14 protein-coding genes are annotated in these 18,401 nt (G+C 52.8%); 10 read left to right on the forward strand and 4 right to left on the reverse strand.

The features are described from left to right. Positions 1 to 16 precede the first annotated feature (16 nt). Positions 17 to 856, forward strand: coding sequence for a heme-dependent peroxidase (locus P8N76_27070; protein MDG2385362.1), 840 nt, complete (start codon positions 17 to 19; stop codon positions 854 to 856). Between the two features lie 41 nt (positions 857 to 897). Here P8N76_27070 and P8N76_27075 read toward each other — a convergent pair whose 3' ends face one another. Further along, positions 898 to 1,635, reverse strand: a complete 738-nt coding sequence (locus P8N76_27075; GenBank protein ID MDG2385363.1) for a YdjY domain-containing protein — start codon at positions 1,633 to 1,635, stop codon at positions 898 to 900. Positions 1,636 to 2,031: 396 nt separating this feature from the next. Here P8N76_27075 and P8N76_27080 point away from each other — a divergent pair, with 396 nt between their 5' ends. The 9 genes from P8N76_27080 to cysK all read left to right on the forward strand — a co-directional run bounded on the left by P8N76_27080 (position 2,032) and on the right by cysK (position 13,471). Then, entirely contained in the window at positions 2,032 to 3,837 is a 1,806-nt protein-coding gene (locus tag P8N76_27080) for a hypothetical protein (protein MDG2385364.1), read from the forward strand. A gap of 12 nt (positions 3,838 to 3,849) precedes the next feature. Continuing rightward, entirely contained in the window at positions 3,850 to 4,563 is a 714-nt protein-coding gene (locus P8N76_27085; GenBank protein ID MDG2385365.1) for a YggS family pyridoxal phosphate-dependent enzyme, read from the forward strand. Positions 4,564 to 4,750: 187 nt separating this feature from the next. Further along, complete coding sequence (locus P8N76_27090; GenBank protein ID MDG2385366.1) at positions 4,751 to 5,371, forward strand: hypothetical protein; 621 nt, start codon at positions 4,751 to 4,753, stop codon at positions 5,369 to 5,371. A 225-nt stretch (positions 5,372 to 5,596) separates the two neighbouring features. Further along, the gene (locus tag P8N76_27095; GenBank protein ID MDG2385367.1) at positions 5,597 to 7,639 is read left to right on the forward strand and encodes a TolC family protein; all 2,043 of its coding nucleotides are present in this window, start codon (positions 5,597 to 5,599) and stop codon (positions 7,637 to 7,639) included. A gap of 252 nt (positions 7,640 to 7,891) precedes the next feature. Further along, entirely contained in the window at positions 7,892 to 8,869 is a 978-nt protein-coding gene (locus P8N76_27100; GenBank protein MDG2385368.1) for a DUF1080 domain-containing protein, read from the forward strand. Positions 8,870 to 8,934: 65 nt separating this feature from the next. Beyond that, a complete protein-coding gene (locus P8N76_27105; GenBank protein MDG2385369.1) occupies positions 8,935 to 11,130 on the forward strand; it encodes an alpha/beta hydrolase family protein in 2,196 nt (731 codons plus the stop codon). Positions 11,131 to 11,353: 223 nt separating this feature from the next. Further along, the gene (locus P8N76_27110) at positions 11,354 to 11,506 is read left to right on the forward strand and encodes a hypothetical protein (protein ID MDG2385370.1); all 153 of its coding nucleotides are present in this window, start codon (positions 11,354 to 11,356) and stop codon (positions 11,504 to 11,506) included. After that, the gene (locus tag P8N76_27115) at positions 11,503 to 12,276 is read left to right on the forward strand and encodes a copper homeostasis protein CutC (GenBank protein ID MDG2385371.1); all 774 of its coding nucleotides are present in this window, start codon (positions 11,503 to 11,505) and stop codon (positions 12,274 to 12,276) included. The genes P8N76_27110 and P8N76_27115 overlap by 4 nt, the downstream gene beginning before the upstream one ends. 253 nt (positions 12,277 to 12,529) lie before the next feature. Continuing rightward, on the forward strand, positions 12,530 to 13,471 hold the full coding sequence (gene cysK / locus P8N76_27120) for a cysteine synthase A (protein MDG2385372.1): 942 nt from the start codon (positions 12,530 to 12,532) through the stop codon (positions 13,469 to 13,471). A gap of 103 nt (positions 13,472 to 13,574) precedes the next feature. Here cysK and P8N76_27125 read toward each other — a convergent pair whose 3' ends face one another. The 3 genes from P8N76_27125 to P8N76_27135 all read right to left on the reverse strand — a co-directional run bounded on the left by P8N76_27125 (position 13,575) and on the right by P8N76_27135 (position 18,393). Continuing rightward, positions 13,575 to 17,522 (reverse strand): FtsK/SpoIIIE domain-containing protein, encoded by a 3,948-nt coding sequence (locus P8N76_27125; GenBank protein ID MDG2385373.1) that lies wholly within the window; start codon positions 17,520 to 17,522, stop codon positions 13,575 to 13,577. A 67-nt stretch (positions 17,523 to 17,589) separates the two neighbouring features. Then, positions 17,590 to 17,832 carry a hypothetical protein gene (locus P8N76_27130; protein ID MDG2385374.1) on the reverse strand — a complete coding sequence of 81 codons (243 nt, stop codon included), beginning with the start codon at positions 17,830 to 17,832 and terminating at the stop codon, positions 17,590 to 17,592. Further along, positions 17,833 to 18,393 carry a hypothetical protein gene (locus P8N76_27135; protein MDG2385375.1) on the reverse strand — a complete coding sequence of 187 codons (561 nt, stop codon included), beginning with the start codon at positions 18,391 to 18,393 and terminating at the stop codon, positions 17,833 to 17,835. It abuts the gene before it with no gap. Positions 18,394 to 18,401: the final 8 nt, after the last annotated feature.

Consider the following 18,401-nt stretch of genomic DNA (forward strand, 5'->3'; position numbering starts at 1 on the left):
ATTGTGTAGGGAAATCATGAGTGACCGACGACCTGCGGCGAAGCCCGTAGAACCCTCTTTAACGCCCGGTGACGGCTGGCATTGCAGCCACCTTTATTACCGGTTTAACCGTGGTGTATTAGCCAGTATGTCTGCCGAGCAACGCGACAAGGCACGTACTGACTTAATTGCATGCCTCGATCCACTAGCGGGAATGGCGCCTGAACGATTGCAGACTTCAATTGTGAGTGGTCACAAAGCCGACTTTGGCCTGATGCTGATGGACCCAGATCCATTACGCGTGGATTCCGTCAACCAACGCATGATGCAGTCGGCAATGGGGCCGGCGTTGGAGTCGACTTATTCTTTCGTCTCGTTGACCGAGATTTCGGAGTATGTGCCAACCGTCGAACAATACTCACAGCGAATTGTTGCCGAAGGAGAAGTTGAGGGTAGCGAGTCCTACCAAGCAAAAGTGAGTGCCTATGAACGACGGGAACCAATGATGCGGCGCCAACGTTTGACGCCCGAATTTCCTGAGTGGCCCGCTACTTGCTTTTATCCGATGAACAAGAAACGAAAAGTCGGTGAAAACTGGTTCACCCTTCCGTTTGAAGATCGTAGTCGGATGATGAGCGAACATGCCAAAAGCGGCATGGCGTACGGCGGGCGAGTTTCGCAGCTGATCTCCGTCGGAGTTGGCTTGGACGATTGGGAATGGGGGGTGACGCTTTGGGCTGCTAATCCGCAGTTTCTAACCCATATCGTTTACGAAATGCGTTTTGATGAAGCGAGTGCCCGTTACGCCGAATTCGGACCCTTTTATACCAGCTACTTGGCCAAACCTGCGGAAATGCTGCAGCACTGTCTTGGCTAGGCGATTGCTGCGGATTGTGAGTTGTGCCTCAACTCAAGAGACTACTCGGTGCGCGGCGTGAGAATCATTCGCACGTCCGTTCCAAGTGAAGGAATCTTTTCGGTCAATGCTTCAAAAACCAGATTGGCGTTCGCTTGCGGGCTCTCGACATTCAAATCCATCATGGCTGTTGAAAAATTCGAGAGGCAAATCATTTCGCCACCCTCTGCTTGATAGTATTGCTTTCCGGAGTTTTCGTCCTTCCAAAATCCACTGCCAGCGAAGACCCAATCGTCTGACATCGGTTTGCGGGTTCGCACATGCCGAATCATCTCCTGAGCTTTCCGCTTGATCGTCCTGCCGTTCTTATCGCGCCAAGCTATTTCGACGTCAATAATTGGCCCGGTCGCAGCTCGATACTCCGGGTCGTATCGCACGGGTGACCCCGGTTTGGCTCCAATCGCAAGCAAGCCGGCGTGAACCAAAGATGATTTTCCATTGACCGCGACAATCGATTCGTGCTCTTTCGTGCCACGCGGGCAGGCGAACATTTCCAACAAGCCTTTACGAAGGCAGATTTTTCCACCGGCGATCACACGTTTATTGCGTTTGTCTACCCAAACCTGTTCGGTGGGAGAAAGTTGGACCCAGCCTGCGGGAACGGTCGGTGGGGATGGCTTTGTTGGGCTCGCTGAGGAGCTCGAAGTTGTTTGAGCCGTCTCCTCATCCGTTTTGTTCGCGTGGACAAGCGACGCGCTGACAAAGAAGCAGAGCAGCATCGCTAACATCGGTCGCATCATTATCAAGGTTCCCAACTGGTTCCAGGCTCAAGATTCTAGTCGCTACTCTAAGTTTAGTCCCTCTTGAGAGATGGGTGAATCGGAATCCTGCCCAAGCCTTGCCCCAGGGAGCCGAAGTAAGTTGTTTTGTGAGCAAGTCATGGTGGCGACAACAGGCTGAATAGGTTCGGTTTGAGCCGATTTTCACGTTGCTTGGGCTATCGACCGAGCCTCCATTCTTTTGTAACCTAATTGTCCTAACTCCTCTTGGGGTGGCAGGTTCCCGTGATTGCCTAGCCTCGTCAGCGGTCGTCCGATCGACACTGACGCCAGGCTGAACGGCCCGGTGTCGCTTTCAAAGGGGCAGGTCGGTTGGATGAATAGGCCAGTTTTTCTTCGACAGGATGTACATCGATCATGACTTCGACCGCCCGTGCCCGCTCACGCAGCAAAAGTGAGAAAAAACAAAAAAAGGCAACCGTCGCTCCGGTGACGATCGATTGGGAACAGGGGCAGCAGTTTATTGCTGACCTGGAGCAGCATGCACCGTGGCAGACCTGGGCTGAAAAGCTGGCGTCGAGAAAACGCCCGACGACGCTACGTAAACTGATGCGGCAAGACCGCAATCCGCTTGAATGGTCGCTGGATGCCGAGTGCGAAACGCCCACGAGGGAGCTGTTGAAACGGTTGGATTCCGTCAAGCGACAGTGGCATGATGGCGAGCCAGCAGATTGGTCGGCTGTGGTAGACGATTGGTTGTCTGCTGCGGCGACTCGCAAGGCTTCGGTTCCCTTTGCTCTTGAATGTCTCGCTTGGGCCAACACGTTGGCGAGGCTTGCAACCCGACTTCCTGCCAAAAATTGGTGGGATTTGTTCGCGTTCTTGTTGAACACCGCTTTGGAAGCCCAGGTGGCACGCGAGCGACAAGTCAATCATGCGCTCGTCTCTCAATTATTCTCAGCTGAATTGCCACTCACTTTGGCCTATTGGTTTCCCCCCGTCGAACTTTGTTCCGCCTTAGCAACTCCCGCACGTAAGGCGATTTCGGAGGCGATGGTCGAACTTTTGGACGGGGAGGGTATGCCCCAGGCTCGTTACGTGCGTCAGTGGCGAGGTTTGTTAGCAAGTTGGACTCGTTGCGTGCAGATGGATGGCGAGGTTGACGGAGGTCGAATCGACAAGCAGGCAAAGATGCATTACGAGTGGCTTGTCCGCCAGACAATCCGCTGGCGACGTTCCAATGGCAGCTTTGTGTTCGAAGAAAACTCCAAACCCCGTTGTGGAGATGAACTGTTAAAAGCTGCAATTCGCTGCGGCGGTGATCAACTTGACCAAGATTGTTTTCAGTGTGCGATTGGCAAGTTGGAACCTCGACAAAGTTCGTTTGATTTGCCGAGTCCGGGGGAACACTCGGAGTGGGCTGAGTCGGCCATTCTCAGAAGCCAATGGGGACCCAAGTCGATTTATCTTGCGATGACCTTCGACTCGTCTCGTCTCATCACCGAGTTGGGCGATCGGGGGGAGGTGATTTGGTCGGGAGATGATGTGCCTGAGATCCGTATTGAGAATGAACCGCTGCAGATTACGTCGGATTGGGAGGAGTTGTGTTGGTCCTCGGATGACGATATGGACTACATCGAGTTGGAGGTGCGGCTCAACGATTCTTGGCGTCTACAGCGGCAAATTTTGCTCGCCCGCCGAGACCGTTTTCTGTTTTCCGCCGATGTGCTCATCGGTGGTACGGAGCCGAGTAAAATTCACTACTCCCGACCGATTCCACTCAACGACCAAGTCGAACTGGTGCATGACGACCAGGCTTGTGAAATCGGGATTAAATCGAAAAAGAACCTTGGCTGCATGATGCCACTGGCGTTAAACGAATGGAAAGCCGGTTGTCATCTTGGCCAATTTGACGGTCAATCCTTGCAGAGAAGCGCTGTGGGGGTTGGACTTTACGTGCCCCTTTTTGTGGATCTGGATCCGAAACGCCAACGGAAGTCCCGAACCTGGCGTCAATTGACGGTCGCCGAGCAATTGCGACTCGTCAATCATGATGAGGCGGTTGCCTTTCGGGTCCAGATTGGACAACAGAATTGGGCCTTTTATCGATCCTTATCGGGATCGATTAATCGTACGTTCTTGGGTCAAAATGTGATCAACGAATTCTTGGTGGCTCGATTTCTCCGAGATGGTGAGATCGAGACATTGATTGAAATTGAATAGGTTTCCGGCAAGATGATCAATCCGGGCGACCAGATTTCCGCCAATCTTTCGCGCGTGCGTGAACAAGTTGCTGCTGCCACACGACGGAGTGGTCGTTCTGACGATGCCGTCAAGTTGGTTGCAGTGACCAAATATGTTTCGGCCCACCTGACTCGAAGTCTTGTGGAAGCCGGTTGCCATCTGCTCGGCGAAAGTCGCCCCCAGCAACTTTGGGAAAAATCCAAAGAGCTTGCCTCGCTGCCGATCTCCTGGCATATGATTGGCCACCTGCAACGGAACAAACTCAAACGCACACTCCCTGTTGTCTCCCTGTTGCAATCGGTCGACAGTCTTCGACTTCTGAAAAGCGTCCAAACTTGGGCGATCGAAAATCAGCAAAAGGTTGCGATTCTTATTGAGGTGAACATTTCGCGTGACGCGGAAAAGCACGGATTTGCGCCGGACGAAGTCGAAGCTGTTGTCCGTGCGGCACATGATTCAGAATGGATCGACGTTCAAGGACTCATGGGGATGGCCGGTTTGGCCGGTGGCCCGGAGGTGGCCCGAGCGAATTTTCGTGAACTTCGGCTCCTGCGCGATACGACAGTCCGACAGTCGCCCGCTGGGCCAGCCCTGTTGGAACTCTCGATGGGTATGAGTCGTGATTTCGAGCTTGCTATCGAAGAGGGTGCGACGCTTGTCCGTATTGGAACGACCTTGTTCGAAGGTGTTGACCGGTCCCTTTGAGCTGCAGTTGAGGAAGTCTTCGTCGAGTGGGTTGAATGGCGCGTCTGGGGTAAATGGGTCTTCCTTGACGGAGCGAGCGCAAGTCATAACAGAATCGATCATCCGGTTGACGATGGTATGGATAAGCGACCGTCCTGCCAGGTGCGGGAACTCTTGATTTGCAATCCAGGGCTGGGAGATGCGATTAATGTTCGATCGACGAAGAAGACTTTGCTGCCTGACCCTTGCCTGCATGGGAATGGTATCAATCGATCTCAGAGCCGAACCCGCACAGGATCTTCCTCCCCAGCCGATCCCCGAGAGTGTGCCATTTCCCTTGTATGATTGTCCGACTTCGGAGCAGCTTCGGAAGACGATCAAGCCGATCGGCGGGATTCGCGCTTCACTTCGCGTCGATCCGAAGTTTGTCAAACAAAACGGACTTCCGGTCAATTGTTCCGGATTTGTTTTTCAGGAACGACAACGGCCTCGCGCGCTCTATTCGGAGTTGGTTGAGTTCAACTGGGAGCCAACGAACTTCTTTCATCAACCATTGTATTTCGACGATCAACCGCTTGAGCGATATGGACAGACCGTATGTCCACCCTTACAGCCTGTCATTTCTGGTGGGCGGTTCTTCATGACATTCCCGATCGTTCCTTACAAGATCGGGCTAAATCCGCTGCACGAATACGTGACAACCTTAGGCTATCAACGACCTGGCGAATGCGTTCCTTGCGTTCGGGAAAAAGTCATGCCTGTCTTTGAGGTGGACGCTGGATTGTTGCAGACGGGAACAGTGCTGGCGTTGATCTTTCTGCTGCCCTGATGGGGTTCTGACTGATTCGATCGTTAGCGTCTCCACGGTTTAATGGGACCCATCTTTGGGCCCGCTGGCAAAGCAGTCGCGTTAAAACAGGTAGAATGCGTTGTCTTTATGGGTTGCAGTGACTGTACGGGCTCTAACTGTTGTACTGCTGAGATGGGTCGAAGGGGTCCGATAAAACGTGACACGTGAATCTTCTATCACCGCGTTTTGCACGGACTTCACAGCATGAATCGCCTCACTTTCGACCGTGAGTTCACGCAGCTTGTTTGCTGGAGTGTCATTTTCCTGATGTCCTTTGCATTTCTAGGTTGCCGATCCAAGCCAGAGGTGAAGTTTGATGGGCCTGTCAGCTATTCACCGATTTCGACGGAGATCGACTATCCGGATACGTGCATGACCACCGTCTCCGCCGTAGAGGATGTAGCGCCGCCGCGAACGCTTCGGGAACCGGGACCGGATGACTACTGGGACCTGACCTTAAAAGAGGCAATTCAAATTGCCTTGGCCAATAGCGAAGTGATGCGAGATATTGGCGCACGCGTGTTGAGTGCACCGGCTGCTACCCCCACCGTTTTTCAGCCTGCCCTTCAGCAAACTGATCCTCGTTCAGGTGAAGAGGCGGCGCTGAGTGCTTTTGACGCACAATTTGCCACCAGCCTGCTCTTTGATCGAGACGAAAGAACGTACAACAATCCATTCCTCGCTGGCGATCTGCCTGATCCGAATCGGGCGGCGACGCAACATCGCAATACGGCCTTTTTTGATCTGGAAATCAATAAGGTAGCTGCCACCGGTACTCGGATGGCATTGCGGCATCGTACGGATCGCACGAGCGCCAATTCTACGGTGAATCTGTTTCCAAGTTACTACGATACGCTGTTCGAGGCGGAGGTTCGACAACCGCTGTTACAGGGGAGTGGTATCGCATTCAACCGAATTGCCGGTCCTAATAGTACGCCAGGAAACTACAACGGAATTCTGATTGCGCGGGTCCGCACTGATATTGCCTTAGCGGACTTTGAGGCGTCCGTCCGCAATTTCATCGAAAATGTAGAGCAGACCTACTGGCTGCTCTATTTTACCTATCGCGATCTTGATGCTCGGATTGCCGGTCGAGACTCAGCTCTGGAAGCTTGGCGCGTGGCAAGGGTAAACTACGAAGTTGACGAGAAATACGCGGACGAGCCTCTCAGCCGTGCTCAGTATTATCAATTTCAAGCGCAGGTGGCCCGTGCGTTGAGTGGCTCGGGAACAAATTCTGCAAGCCTTACAGGAGGCCCGGGTGTCTATTCCATCGAACGTCGACTGCGATTGTTGATGGGTGTTGAAATTAATGACGGTCGACTGATTCGTCCTGCACAGGAACCGTCGCGGGCGGAGTTAGTGTTTGATTGGGGGGAGGCTCTGAACCAGGCGTTGCAACGGCGAGTTGAGTTGCGGCGTCAAAAATGGGTGATCCGTCAGCGAGAGATGGAATTGGTGGCCGCTCGTAATTTTCTCAGGATGCAATTGGATTTGGTAGGAGCCTATCGATGGCGTGGATTTGGAGATGCTCTGCTAGGTCGAAGAGCCGACGGAATTGATAGTTCCGCCTTTGCAGACCTCTTCACGGGTGATCTACAAGGCTGGCAATTGGGACTCCAGCTTTCAACGCCGATTGGAAACCGCATCGGTCATGTGGCTACCCGAAATGCAGAGTTAAACCTACGTCGCGAGCGAGCCATTTTGGTCGAACAAGAACGGCAGGTTGCGAAAGAGTTGAGTGATAGTTTTGCAGATCACGACCGAGCCTTTAAGTTGGCCCAGATCAATTTCAATCGTTCAATTTCCTCACGACAAACTGTTGAGATTGAACGTATTCGCTATGAAGCGGGAGAAAGTCAGTTGCAGTTCGTCCTTGACGCTGAAAGTCGACTGGCCGATGCAGAGAGCCAGTTTTTTGGGGCATTGGTCGAATACAACCTGGCGGCCGCTAAAATTCACTACGCGAAAGGCACCTATTTGGATTATCTCGGGGTTAGTTTGGCAGAGGGGGCCTGGGTCGCGCAAGCCTATCAGTCCGCCGCCAAAGAGTCACGCCGCTACGCTCCCAGGCACTTTGACTATTGTGTCACCAAGCCTGGTCCTGTCACGCGCGGAGGTTACCAGCAGCATATTTTGCCGAGAACCGATTCCGAAATACTGCCACTACCTCCGGTCGATTCGCAACCTAACGACTCTCCCACGCCGGCCGAATTGCTGCCGCCCGAACGGCTGCCGGAATTCTAATTTGAGCGCGTTTTTTTGCCGCTAACTCGGAAATCACGCGGTTTTCCCTGCTCTTTCGGGTGCTCAGCGGCGATTTGTTCGCTAGGCCGATCCATCCGCGGACCTCTTCTAAAAATCAGGTTGGCCTTCTGCTTGCCTCTTAGTACGAATCGTTTCAAAATAAGGCTAAGATTTACGTAAAGGTATTCAATAACCTTGTTCGTTGCCTCGGCTGTTAACGACCAACTTGTTTTTCTGCCATCGGAGATTGTGATGCGTTTTTGTCATGTAAGGTTTTTTGCCATCGGACTAATTGTCGTGATGGGATCGACAGCTCACTCAAAAGACGACAATCCAGCCTACAACAATGCGAAGGAAGCGGGAGCGGACTACGACGTGCAAGGCGAGTATGTCGGAATGCTTGAGGATGGAAATCGTTGGGCGGCTCAGGTGATCGCTGATGGAGACGGAAAGTTTACCGCAGTGGGCTACATGGGAGGATTGCCAGGCGATGGTTGGTCGCGAGGGGATACCTCAGCCAGCCTGAAAGGCAAACGTGACGGGGACGAAGTCATCTTCGAAGGCGCAGAGTTTGTGTTGCGAATTAAAGACGGGCAGTTGGGTGTCGAATCAGTAGAAGGGGACTCTTTCGGGTCGCTGAAGAAAGTTGAACGAAAGAGCGACACCTTGGGCAAGAAACCACCCGCCAACGCGAAGGTGTTATTCGATGGATCCAATGTTGATCATTGGACGAATGGGAAAATTATTGAGGGTAAATTGCTCGGTGCAACGAATGTCGAGTCGAAAGATAAACTCGGTGATCACAAGTTGCACCTCGAATTTCGAACCCCGTTCATGCCGAAATCACGAGGGCAAGGACGAGGTAATAGTGGGGTGTACCTTCAAGGACGATATGAAGTCCAGGTGCTGGATTCGTTCGGTTTGGAAGGCAAAGACAACGAATGCGGCGGCATCTATTCCATTAGTCCTCCCGATGTCAACATGTGCTTGCCGCCATTAGCATGGCAGACCTACGACATCGATTTCACCGCGGCAAAATACGATGGTGACAAAAAGATCAAGAACGCTCGTGCGACTATCAAACACAATGGCGTCGTGATTCATGACGATTTGGAGTTGCCAAACGGCACACCTGGGCGTCACCCCGAAGCGCCCGGTCCCCAGGTCCTGTTCTTGCAAGATCATAGCAATCCGGTTGCTTACCGGAATATTTGGGTCGTTGAAGAGTAAGTCGCTTGACTCAGGCAGGTCGGTAACGGGCTGCCTTTTTTGTTGCGCCCCGGGTGAGAAAAATCATGTCACGTCGATGGTTGATACTTGTTGGACTTTGTGCGTTACCCGTTAGCGATGTGTTGCTTTGGGCCTCAACCCCTCGCGTGATGAAGGTAGGCGAGTTGCCAAAGGATCGTCGACTCCAGCCTCTCAAAGATCTGGATGGGTATTTTCCGTTTCAGGTCAGTGATACACCCGTCGAATGGCAGCGTCGTGCGGAGCGGCAACGAACGGCGATCAAGGTTGCTTTGGGACTCTGGCCGATGCCGACTCGCCTGCCTCCCAAGGCTGTCATTCATGGCAAACGAGATCTGGGCGATTACACCGTTGAAAAGGTCTATTTGCAGAGCTTCCCGCAATTTTACGTCACCGGAAATCTCTATCGACCGAAAGGGGAAAAGGAGGCATGTCCGGCCGTGCTTTGCCCACATGGCCATTTTCCGGATGGTCGTTTTGGCGTGGCCAGCGATCAAGAGATGCGACAGTTGTTTGTGCAGGGTGCCGAACGATTTGATCAGGGAGGACGCAACTGCATTCAGGCACGTTGTGTGCAATTGGCGCGGATGGGATGTGTCGTGTTTCAATATGACATGGTGGGCTATTGCGATAGTCATCAGATTTCCTACGAGTTAGCTCACCGGTTTGGCAGGCAGCGGCTCGAAATGATCGGGGGAACCCAATGGGGGTTTTTTAGTCCCCAGGCGGAGTCAAACCTTCAAAGTGTAATGGGCCTGCAAACTTACAATTCGATCCGGGTGTTGGATTGGATCGAGACGCTGCCGGACGTTGATTCGAGCCGGATTGCGGTGACTGGAGCCAGCGGTGGTGGCACGCAAACTTTTATTCTTTGTGCGATCGATCCGAGACCCGCCGTTGCCATTCCAGCGGTGATGGTCTCGACTGCGATGCAAGGTGGATGCACCTGCGAAAATGCAAGTTTGTTAAGGGTCGGGCGTGGCAACGTGGAATTTGCGGCCCTGTTTGCGCCCCGACCCCTTTGCTTGTTGTCGGCCAATGATTGGACGGTCGAAATGAAAACCAAAGGGTATCCAGAATTGGCTCAACACTATCGAATGCTAGGAGCCCAAGACCAGATCGTTCATCATCCTCTTTTGCATTTTGGGCACAACTACAATTATGTCAGTCGAGCTCGAATGTATGACTGGATCAATCGACAATTTGATTTGAAACACGAGACGCCGATTGTCGAACAAAATTACGACCTGCTTTCGGCCGATCAGCTCTCCGTGTGGGATGACGACCATCCTCGTCCCGAAAACGGACCCGCTTTCGAGCGGCGTTTACTACGATGGTGGGCTGATGATGCGACCTCCCAACTTTTTGATTTAACGCCGACCGATTCGAAATCACTCGAACGTTATCGAGCGGTTGTATCCCCCGCCATCAACGCGATTTTGGGTCGGTCATTGCCTGATCTCGGGCAAGTGGAATTCGACCAAAAACGAAAAGATAAAAGATCATCACACTGGCTGATTTCCGGCTTGCTTCGAAATCATGCACATGACGAATGCGTTCCCATTCTGTTTATTGCTCCAAATGATTGGCAGGGTGCCGTTGCGATTTGGTTGGATGAAAAAGGTAAGGGAGGCCTGTATCAGGGATCTGCAATGCGTCCTGCAGTTCGGAGACTTGTCGACCATGGTGTGGCCGTTGTCGGTGTGGATCTGCTGATGCAGGGCGAATTTCTTGCAAACGGAGAAACGCATCGGCAAACTCGCCGTGTGAAGAACCCTCGAGAGGCTGCGGCTTATACGCTTGGTTATAACGATTCCCTCTTTGTGAGCCGCGTGCACGATGTGCTTTCCGTCACCGGGTTTGTCTTAAACCATGAACGAAAACCTGATCGTGTGTTCCTAATTGGACTTGATGGCATGGGCCCCTTGGCTGCTGCTGCGCGTGCCCAAGCTGGGGAAGCAATCGATCGAGCGGTGGTCGACACCAGGGGCTTTCGTTTCCAACAAGTCCGGGATATTCGAGATCCGAATTTGTTGCCCGGTGGTGCCAAGTATTTTGATTTGCCGGGTCTGCTCTCGATGTCCGCACCCTACCCAATCTTAGTGGCCGGTGAGGATGAGATGGGAGTCTGGATTGCCAGGAAAACTTTTACAGCCGCCAACGCAACCGAAAATCTGCAATTGCTATCAGGTGAAAATCGTGACCTCAATCAGGCGGCCGTCGATTGGTTGTTGGCAGAATAGCAGGCTCGATGTCTGTAGAGGCATCCTGCGAATAATCAGCGATTGAAGGATCTCTTGGTAGTTTCCATGGAACCGAACTCGGTTCACACCCCTCCCTCACTCAGGTTGATAGGGTGTGACGAGGTAGAACCCAAGCTTGAAGCGCGAACCAGGCGATGAAAAACGCCAAGCCGGCGATGATCTCCGGTTTTGAGAAACCTTGTCGCATGTTGAGGGCCCGTGGATGAATGGGAAAGCGGGGCCAGGTCAGGGGGTCGATCAAGTATTCGACAACGGGGCCAACGGTTATTATGACCTCAATCTGTTGGATTGGCGAGTTCTCGCTTTTGTTTTTCTGAATGAACGGCGCATTTTTTACACGGAGATTCAGCTTTGAACAAAAAACATTCGCACCGGACTTGCGAAGTTTGTATCGACTCGCGTCAGGGGGCTGTGACTGCGCACCAGTTCGGTGCCGATCGAGTGGAACTGTGTGGCAATCTGGTTGAAGGAGGGACAACGCCAACTGCGGGGATGATCGAATCGGTAGCGGCAGCGACGCCGCTTCCCGTGATGGTCATGTTGCGCCCCCGTGGAGGTGATTTTTGTTTCGATCGCGACGAAGTAGGGGTGATGCTGGCTGAGCTGGATTTCGTCAAACGCCAAGATATTGCCGGGATTGTGATCGGTGCCCTCTCGCCGGATGGAAATCTTGATCTACCAACTTGTCGGGCGTTGTGTCGACATGCCGATGGTTTGGAGATCACGTTTCATCGGGCATTCGACCAAACCGTTGATCCGTTTGCGACGCTCGAGCAGTTGATTGAGTTGGGAGTCGATCGTATTCTTACCTCCGGACAGGCGCCTTCCGCCGAACAAGGGGTGCTGTTGCTCAAAAAACTGGTTGAGCAGGCGGACGGCCGTATTTCCATTATGCCTGGAGCGGGTATTTCAGCAGACAATGTAGGTTCGATCATGACTCGAACCGGATGTCGCGAGGTGCATTTTAGTGGGAGCCAGCTTGTTCAGAGTCCAGTGACCTTTCGACGCGATTCGGTGCCGATGAGTGCGGAACGGACGCCCGGTGACGCCTTCCGGCGGATTACCTCTGAAAAGAAGGTCAAATCGATTGTCAGAGCCGTCGACGCATGCTTGAGTCAAAACTGACTTTTCCACCTACACAAGATCCCCTAAAAGCCGTATGCTTCCCGTCACGTCGCTCGCCGAAATCGCGCTAATTGCTGAAAACCGGTCGTCCAACTCTTCAGGTAGTTGGGGCGATCGACTTAGTTCGATCGGGTTGAGGTCAGCCAAGATGAAGTTCGCTTTCTGGTGGCTTCCCGCCTGGTGGGACCAACGCGAGCTTATTTTGAGCAGGGAAATTCAATCGCATTTTGGATTTAGGAAGTGAGGGTCAGGTATGCCAAGAGGAAAGACATACGATCAGGTGACGGGAGCCATTGGCGAAACTCCGATGATCAAGATCAATCGCCTCGTTCCGGATGATCATGCGACCGTCTTTGCTAAATGTGAATTCTTTCAGCCGCTTAATAGCGTCAAAGACCGCATTGGTGTGGCGATGATCGAAGCGGCTGAGAGGGCGGGTATCATCAATGCCGATTGCCATATTATTGAGCCGACTAGCGGTAATACTGGAATCGCTTTGGCTTTCGTTTGTGCGGCGAAGGGATATCGGCTTACGTTGACGATGCCGGAATCGATGTCTCTTGAGCGCCGAGCACTTTTGCGAGCGATGGGAGCGAATTTGGTTTTGACTCCTGCAGCAGAAGGAATGAAAGGCGCGATTGATGCGGCGGCAAGTTTGGTGGAGAAAGACCCTCACGGATGGATGCCGCAGCAATTTGAAAATCCAGCAAATCCTGCGATTCATGAGGCAACGACAGGTCCTGAAATTTGGGAAGATGCAGGGCATCAAATCGATGCAATTGTCGCCGGGGTTGGCACCGGTGGGACCATCTCGGGGGTTGCTCGCTACATCAAGTCACAGAATCCTGATTTCAAGGCGATCGCCGTGGAGCCCGCGGCTTCGCCTGTCATCGGTGGGGGAAAGCCTGGCAAACATCGCATTCAGGGAGTGGGGGCAGGTTTCATTCCAAAGAACCTCGACATGTCGATCGTTGACGAGGTGGTTACCGTGGAAGATGAAGACGCCTTCGCTTGGGGAAAACGCCTTGGTCGTGAGGAAGGGATCATGGCGGGGATTAGTAGCGGCGCCAACATGCACGCAGCAGCTCAGATCGCAGCTCGTCCCGAGTTCAAGGGGAAACGGATCGTGACGATCATGTGCAGTCTCGGTGAACGCTACTTGTCCACGCCATTGTTCGATGGCCTGACGGGGTAATCGCCTGGCGATGATGCTATCAATTCATCGCCTTGGATGTTGTGACGCCACTCGCTCAGAACAGAGCGGCTGTCGAGTGAGTTGGCCGCACCGAGAGTCTCTCTCACGCGAAGGAATTGGCTTCCGAGGTGGTTGGGCCAGGGTCGTCGTCAGAGGGGGGCGGCGGCGGCGTCACGAGCTGCTTGGTGATCCGGCGTAAATAATCCTCGGAAGGCGGGCCATAAGGGCGGAATTTTTCGCTTTGGCCTCGGTCATCGTCATAGAGCAGAGCTCGGAATGGCCCCAGGTGACTGGCGGCTGCCGAATCCATCAGGTTGCTTGAGTCGACCGCACTCATTTGAAACAGCACTCGATAGGCAAAGTCACGCAGTAAGGCCCGCTCAAACCATCGCGTTACGTTGTTGTAGCTGTCGGCCCAAATCAGCACGTGTACCCCCAACGCCGGGCCGTCACGCAGGATTTCAGCGAGTTGACCGGCGGGATTCTTGGGCTCGTCTTCCCCAAAACTTGAAAAACCAAAATCATCCGCGGCCGGTTTAAGTTCGCGGAAGCGGGCCAAGTCGTAGATCAACACATACTGAGGTTCGAACTTTTGATCTGGCTGGTCTCCTCGGTTGCGAATTTGTTCCGCAAGGTTCGTGATGATTTCTTTTGCCTCTCGGGGGCCATGGAAATTGATGTCCAGGGGCATATCGGCCGGTAATCGATCTTGAAATCGGAGTGTGGTGGGATTGTCATGCTCCCCGTCGAGAACGTGGAAACGAACCGACCTAAGCTTCGTCCCGTCTTGTCTTAGCGGGCGCGTCGCGGACAGGCTGAGGAGGCTACTGATGAACATGCCTAAGGCGAGATCTTGGTCTTGTCCAACAATCAGTAGATTGGATCCGCTCTGCGGGCGCATGACCACCGAGGTGGGATCTTTGATCGCCACGGCGGCTCCCAGCCAGGCGCATTCTGTCGGAGTTGTTTCGTTCGAATCGCCCAGACTCAGGCATTGGTTTAGTGTTTGATTTTCACTTGGATCTGCTGCAGCGTGCCCTTCGAAAACGATCGCTGGCCCGTAATCATGACGACTGGTGATTGCCAAATTCTCAATTTTCTGGAGATATTCGCTACGTTCTGCATCTGGAAGCCAGACGACTTGGAACGGATGATTGCCCTCGAACAAGCCATTCGCATCGTTGTAAATCGCTTCTCCAGGTCGACCCAAGAGGCGGGCGGCCGTGTTGTCTTCGCTCAAAATGAGGTGCGCGTCAGCAACGCTACACTGAAGAGCGATCCGAACTGCCATTTGCCCGATTGTGCTGCGAGCTAGCGAATAAGCACCCGCAAGTGTTTGCGATCCCAAGATCAAATGCATTCCGAATGCTCGGCCTTGTCGAACAAGGCGATCGAGCAGAAGCGAGGCTTCGTGGGCGACTTTGTCATCAGCAACAAAGAACTCTTGAAACTCGTCAACCACCAGTAGAATTCGTGGCATTGGTTGAGCGGGATTCGTTTCTCGGTAAGCTGACAAGGACTGTACGCCAGCCGTGCGAAACAGCTCGCCCCGTTTTTGAAGTTCTTCGTCGAGATTTTGCAGGACGCTTAAGCCAAATTCCCGTTCACTTTCAATGGCCACCACTCGGGCGTGCGGCAAACGTAAATCTGCGTAGGGTTTGAATTCGACTCCCTTTTTGAAATCAATCAGATAAAACTGCAGTTGTTCCGGACTATAACGCAGCGATGCATTGGTAATTAACGCGTGCAGTAGAGTTGACTTTCCGGAGCCGGTTTTCCCCGAAATGAGAACGTGTTGGGAAGTGCCTCGTCCAAGTTTCATCGAAAGTTGCTGGGTTGCCCCCACGCGGCCTAGCGGCACGTCGAATTCACGGGCGCAGTCACCTTTCCACCAGTCACTGCGAGCGGGCGTAACGGCCGAAAATGGCACTTCGACTCGGTTCGAGTCTTCGGCATGACGGCCAACAACCTTGATCATCGAGGTCATTGTTTCGTCATCGGGTGGACTATCAAGCTCTAGGGGAAGGTCGACGAGTGTCTCGTCCTCCCAATGAAATCGATCCCGATCCCAAACCAAGCAGTTGTGGTGTGTTTGGAGATCCTCCAGGCGGATATGACGGGGCAGTGGCAGGCTGGTGTCAACACTGATCAACGTGTAGACGCCGCAGCGGGCACCACTGTTGACGATACTGATTAGACGTCGTGCGGACTCTTCTGTGAAATGAGTTGGGAAATTGGCGATGACCAAGACACGAAATGGTTCCGCAACTTCGCCGGCGTGTTCGTTGTACTCTTGGATGGATTGGAACTCATTCCGGAGGTACTTTTGAATCACATTTTCCATGTGCTCGGTCAGATCAGTGAGCCGCTGCTGGATTTGGTTGGCTTCGGTCCAAATGCGATTATTGACAAGTCGTTCGTCGTGGTCTGCCAAATGCATAAACGCAGAGAAATTTTGGCCCAAACCCGTGGGGTCGAAGATGGTGAAGCGTAGTTTTCCTGCCGGGATTGAGACGAGGTAACGCAGCATGACATTTTGCAACACACGAATGGCAGCTTTGCGTCCGTCGTCGTGTGCCTTGAATAACAATGATGCGTTGTTGGGAAACGCCAGTAGCGCCGGTAGTTGCCAGATCGTGGTTGCTTTTTTGTCTTCGCTTCGCAGACCTTCTTCTAAGACCAGTTCGGATGTGCCCAACGGGATCACCGCGGGGACGGTTGCCGGAGGATCCCAGTTCTCAATCTTGCCATCAGGCCAAGCTTGTCTTTGTTGTTGTGATGCGGCCTGGGCGGCTTGCTCGAAAGCAGAAAAGTGTTGAAGTCGGTGCTGCCACTTCGACTGCATCTCCGAGATTCCTTGCAGCCGCTCTTCGTCACATCGTTTTTGCTGATCGGCGAATTGTTGCTTGAGGCTGTTCGATTGTTGTTGGTAATTTGCTTTGCAGGTTTCCAGTTGTGGTAGGAAATGGCTGCGAATGGTTTCCGTGTCTTGGTTCCAGGCGACTTGGAGTTCCTGGTATCGGTGCTGGTAATCCGTCTCAAGTTGTTTCCGTGTGTTGGCATAATCGGATTCGGCACGCGCGGAACGTTGGTTCAATTCGTTGTCGTTGGCTTCTAGATGCTGTTGGTATTGGGAATTGAGTTGCGCAATTGTGGACTCGGTTTCCTGGCGTACGGCAGACTTCGCCTGAGTCAGTGCTGTTTTCGCTTTCACGAGCTCACCATGTAATGATGGCATTGCGTTGCGAGTTTTTGCCACCAGCAGTCGTTGAGCGACGGCACGGAAAACCACGGTCAAAATAATGGTGGTGACCAGCACGGCGGTTAGCCAGGTGAGCCTTTCAAATCGTAAGGCCAATCCGACGGGATAACTAATCAAGAATCCGATTGCGATCGGGATAAAGATTGCCCAGATGCTGTCGATGATTTTCGACAGTGGCCAGCGATTCATCGCCTCAAGCTGATTGCTTGACTGAGTCAGTGCTGATTTGAATCGTTTGATACAGGCAGAACTTCTATCGTCCGACTTTTCGTGGGTCGGGTTGACTGCCTGAAGTGCAAGGCTTCGTTTGTCGAGATGTTCTTGAACCCATTCAATCAACTCTTCCAGTTGAGCAAGGTATCTGCGACATTGGCCTGCGGATTTTTTCTGTTGTTCGTTCGCGGCTCCGGTATCGAGTTGTAGGGAATCGTGAAGTTGTAACCGGGTAGCTTCAAAATCCGATTGCGTATTGGCAATCTCATCGGCCCGACGGCGCGATGCTTCATCCGACGTTTGATTGCGGATTTTGTTTAATTGGTCGACGTGTTCCTCAAAAGCCAATCGAGAGGCTTCCAGCTTCTCGGTATAGCTGGCGTCAAGTAGTGCATGTTGCTGTTCAAAGACTCCTTCTAATTCCGTTGCAGCCTGTTCATGTTCTTGCTTGCCGCCTGCGGATTCACGCGTGTATCGGTCTTCCAATTGTTGGATGCGTAGCGTTACATCGGACGCATCCGTCTGGAGAAGACGGATTTCATCTTGCTGTGCCGCCGTCGAAACGTCATGTTTCATCGCTCTGTGCCTCGCTCTGTCGTCATGGCTGTCTTGACGAGTCTGGGGTCAAATTGATCCTGCCGTACTATCGTTCTAACTCCATCTCATCACGACAATCGCGTTCTGCCTTTTGCAGAGTGTCCATCAGTTCGGCGGCGTGGGCTAGGAGGAGCCGCACGCTTGGGCTGATCGGTTGCAAATGTCGCTTCTCGAATTCCTGCCTTGTCTTATCATTCCATTGCTCACCCGTCTGTTCCCACTGCTGCACTAATTCGCGGGTTGCCTTCTGTAACCGACCCGTGCCACTGCTTAAATCACAGACTGACATTTATCCTTCTTTCAAATTGTTGGGTTGTTTTGCCGAAGAATCCGACCGAACGCGAGCTGCTTTATCACCCTGACTTACCGATCTCTGCTTGGCATATTTGTCCAGAGCTTCAGCCATGCGATTCAGTGAAGCCGCTGCCTTGGGAATGTCGTAATCCGAGAGACTTTGCATTTTGGAGAGTAATCCTCGAAATTCATCAACTTCCTGTTTGACCACTCGTAGCCAATGGCGGGTTTTTTGGATGCGATCTTCGGCGTAGCGGAGTCGGTTACGAGCCACTTCGACCGCTTTTTTCTCTTCATAACAGGATGGTGAATGAGAACCATCGATCTTCAGTTGCTTCATGGCAAGCTGATTTTTGGCCTCATTTAACCGGTTGCTTGCTTTGCGGACTTCAGCGGGCCAGTAGGACGTGCGGTCTTGCTCGAACCATTCGACGGCCCGATGGACTTCGTGTTGCATCACAGCGACGATGTCTTGGACCGTTTCTCCATAGCCTTGCAGGGAAGCTTGGAAACGGCGCAAACTATCGATCGATGAAACGTCGACTTGGCGGTTCATAGTTTCGC

The organism is Pirellulaceae bacterium (genome assembly GCA_029243025.1).
Classification (GTDB): domain Bacteria; phylum Planctomycetota; class Planctomycetia; order Pirellulales; family Pirellulaceae.